The organism is Candidatus Termitispirillum reticulitermitis, assembly GCF_054655775.1.
The window spans coordinates 1-3,872 of record NZ_BAAIHG010000086.1; the positions used below are offsets into that span (position 1 = coordinate 1).

4 protein-coding genes are annotated in these 3,872 nt (G+C 42.2%); all 4 read left to right on the plus strand.

Annotated elements, in window-relative coordinates:
- A partial coding sequence (locus AC1MDJ_RS06965) for an AAA family ATPase (protein ID WP_479690207.1) occupies positions 1 to 745 on the plus strand: 745 nt, incomplete at its 5' end.
- The gene (locus AC1MDJ_RS06970) at positions 742 to 2,358 is read left to right on the plus strand and encodes a hypothetical protein (protein ID WP_479690208.1); all 1,617 of its coding nucleotides are present in this window, start codon (positions 742 to 744) and stop codon (positions 2,356 to 2,358) included. The genes AC1MDJ_RS06965 and AC1MDJ_RS06970, both read left to right, overlap by 4 nt.
- A gap of 66 nt (positions 2,359 to 2,424) precedes the next feature.
- Positions 2,425 to 3,246, plus strand: coding sequence for a hypothetical protein (locus AC1MDJ_RS06975; RefSeq protein ID WP_479690209.1), 822 nt, complete (start codon positions 2,425 to 2,427; stop codon positions 3,244 to 3,246).
- Positions 3,246 to 3,872 (plus strand): DNA-methyltransferase (locus AC1MDJ_RS06980; protein ID WP_479690210.1); only part of this gene is annotated, 627 nt, incomplete at its 3' end. The genes AC1MDJ_RS06975 and AC1MDJ_RS06980, both read left to right, overlap by 1 nt.

Genomic DNA, 3,872 nt, shown 5'->3' on the forward strand with positions numbered 1-3,872 from the left:
GTTTAATATTCAAGATATGATGAAAAATATGATGCCTAGCAAAAAGAAGTCTCGTAAAGTGCCCATTAAAGAGGCGCGTAGCATAGTAGAGCAGCAGGAACGTGCTAAAATGATTGATTTTGAAGATGTCCGCACCACAGCAATCAAGCGTGTAGAGGAACAGGGCATAGTATTCCTTGATGAGATAGATAAAATTTGCCAGTCGGCTGGTATTAAAGGGGACTCTGTATCACGTGAGGGGGTGCAGCGTGATTTGTTGCCAATAGTAGAAGGTTCAACGGTAATGACTAAGTATGGTATGGTAAAGACCGACCATATTTTATTTATTGCGGCGGGTGCATTTTCTGCATCAAAGCCGAGTGATTTATTGCCAGAGTTGCAGGGGCGTTTTCCTATACGGGTGGAGCTTGACAATTTGACCAAAGACGATTTCATTCGCATATTGAAGGAGCCTGAAAACTCGCTTACGGGACAATACGTATCGCTATTGCAGCAGGACGGAGTGGATTTGAAATTTACCGATGACGGCATTCAAGCGGTGGCGGAGATGGCGTTTGAGATGAACCAAAATGTTGAAAACATCGGCGCAAGGAGATTGCATACACTTATGGAAAAGACTCTTGAAGATGTTGCCTATGATGCCCCTGAAGTTGTCAGTGGCAAGGTTGTTGTCAATCGTAAATACGTTAGTAGCCGTTTAGAAAAACTAGTCCGCGATAAACAGTCGCGCGAATATATATTGTGATTGATATGTTAAAGAAAATACTTATTGTTTTACAGTTCACATTATTTGCTAGTCAAGTTTTTGCGGCGAGCGAAGCTGCTACGGCGTTGCGCAGCCTAGTGTCGTATTTTCGCGCTATGAATGGCATAGTTGTTAGTTCTAGTAGTGGCGAAGTCACTACCGATTTAGGTGAGAATAGGAAAACCGCAGAAGGGCTGACATTGTCTGTTGTGCGGAATGGAGAGGCTATAGTCCACCCTGTAACGGGCAAGGTGCTTGGCTACAAACAGGCAGATATAGGCAAGATTACCATAAAGAGTGTTCATCCAGAGTATAGCACGGCTAAATTGTTATCTGGCAAGCTACCTCAGGCAAAAGATAAAGTATTATTCTCGTTGCCGCTGAATGTGCGTTTCGTTTTGAATGGGCTTGATAAAGAGAGTGAGGAGGATGTTGAGGCTTTAATCAAAGGGGAGCAGCTATTTAATGTTAGTTCGGATAATAATAGCGATTATGTAATTAAGATAGATAAATTGAGCGGTATTACCACCTGCAATGTGACGCAAAAGGATGGCAAGGTAATCTATTCTACCTCTGTGAGCAGTGAAGATGGGATACTCCTTGATAGTTCGTGGTTTATAAATGACACGAGCCTGTCGTTAGCGGGCAACTACAGGGCGTTGGCGGTGGGCAGGTTTGTCAGGGGTGACAGCAAGCTATACGTTGCAGTTGCACAGCCAAAGAGCGTTGTTATCCTTGATTTGCAGAGCTTAAAGCAGGTTGGTGAGCTGGGTGGTAAATTCCAGCAGATTGTTTCCCTTGACGCGTTAGATATGGACGGGGACGGCGTTGATGAAATATTTATATCAAATATATATAGGGACAGCTACTCGTCTTCATCTGTTTATCAGCACGATGGGCAAAGCTATAAGCTAGTTCAGGGTGACATAGACTTTTTAATGCGGAGTTATAGCGTTTCAGGTAGCAAACGCAGGTTGCTAGCTCAGCAGCTCAATAATGATGGAGGCTATAGGGGAGATATATTTGACGTAGCGTTTAAGAACGGCAAATATGTGTTGGGTGGTTCTGTTAATTTTACCACTGGCAAACAGCTTTTTGGCTATCTGCCAGTATCTGACAGCTTGTTTATAAACATTGCACAGAGCGGCAGGTTGTCTGTGGCTAGCCCTAAGGGTGCGGAATATGAGGCACCGGGCTATTACGGGGACACGTCTAATATGATTCGTCCTAACTTGCCTAGTGTAGAACGCAACGATGCACTTGCCGTATATGGTATGACTATTTACGTGCGTCCGCATATAGAGGTGTTGGATACAGGCACAGCAACCAAGTATTATATAATAGTCCGCAACGAGCAACGCACTAAGATGTTTGAGAATACGCAGATGTTTTCCAAATCGGGTTTTGCGGTATATAGCTATAACTTTTCCGCACTAGAGGCTATATCGGGCGTGTCAGGGCTACCACCTATTATAATGGATATTTGCACCTATACTGACGGCACAGATACATATCTATTAGTGCTGAATACTAAAGAGGGCTGGCTCAGCTCATCTAGCAGGCTAATTAGATATAAGCTGAATATGCCAGCACACTTAAAGGGCAAGAAATAGGGCAAGTATTTAAATTGACTTTTTTATAAGGTGTGGTGTAAGATAAGAAACACAGGGAGGTTAAAAATGCTAGACAATCTGATTGCTACGCCTATTTTTACAAGCACTAAAGAGTTTCTTGAAAAGAAACGCTCCCTTATTACTGAGGCTATAAATTTCCCAACGGGAACTTATGATTGTCCTCAAAAGATTGTTACGGCAAACTTTAGCACCGATAGAGAGGCTTACTTCTACAAACCGGGGAAGGAAACTCAACGCCGTAATCCTAATATATACGATATGAACCCCAACGTCGGCATTATTGGCGGTGTTAGCGAGACAGCAAGGTGGGCATTCCAGCAATTATGGGAATACCTTATAAAAATCTCAATCATTCAGCAGGACACATTCAAAAAAGTTCTAGTTTTGCTGTATAGGCTATGTTTTCTCACTGACCATAAAGAAAACTCCACTGGCAACCTGCGCTATCAGCCCTCTAATGAGCTATTGGAGTATATAAAAAACATTCAAGACTTCGTCCTAACAGCTGGCTTTAGGGAAAAGTTCAACACTCAAGAACTTCCTCTGTTAGATTTCCTATATTTCGTTGACCTGCTGGCTTGGAACGAAGACGTGAAGTATCACGGAATAAAGGGGACGCCATATTTTGCCAACTACACTGAAAGCAAGACTGGACGGACGAATACGATTTTGTCCATAATAGGCGCACCGATACTTATTAGCGATTTTATACAAGATATAATATACAAAACTGCTAACAAAGGCGTCATAGACGTTCACTTAATCACGTCAACTATACAGAAATTCTCAAAAACACGTGGGTTATGTGTCCTCTCTAACGAGGAACTGCTAACACATCTTGCGCCATATTTAGTGGAGAAAGTATAATGAACACTCCACTGCTTAACCTGCAAGACAAAGTCTTTAATGAAGACGTAATGACAACACTATCCAAAATACCCGATAACTCTGTGGCTATGCTCTACGGAGACCCCGACTATAACGTGGGCATTAACTATGCTGGCGCAAAATATACCCAAAAGTGGAATGATTATATTGACTGGTATATCACGCTAACAAAGGAATGTATGCGGGTATTAAAACCAGATGGCAACCTGTTTATGTTGAACTACCCGAAACAAAATGCCTATTTGCGGGTGAAATACCTTGATAACAACGCGTATAATGTTTTTGACTACGTATGGGTGTATAACAGCAACGTTGGACACTCACCTAAAAAGTTCACAACGGCGCATCGCTCTGTGCTACACGCCACAAAATCGGAAAACAATAGTTTCTATAAAGAGCAGGTAGCTGTTCCATACCAAAACCCAAATGACAAAAGAATAAAACAAAATATTGCTAACGGCTCGGCTGGGCGTATGCCATACTCTTGGTGGTATTTTGACCTTGTGAAAAATGTCTCTAAAGACAAGACCTTTCATTCCTGCCAAATACCGCTTTCTTTAGTAGAAATGCTTATTAAAGCTACCACAAAGGAGAACGATTTAGTT

What these genes read in the sequence shown, in the direction of transcription:
- AC1MDJ_RS06975 (WP_479690209.1), top strand. Translation starts at nt 2,425, where the DNA reads ATGCTAGACAATCTGATTGCTACGCCTATTTTTACAAGCACTAAAGAG.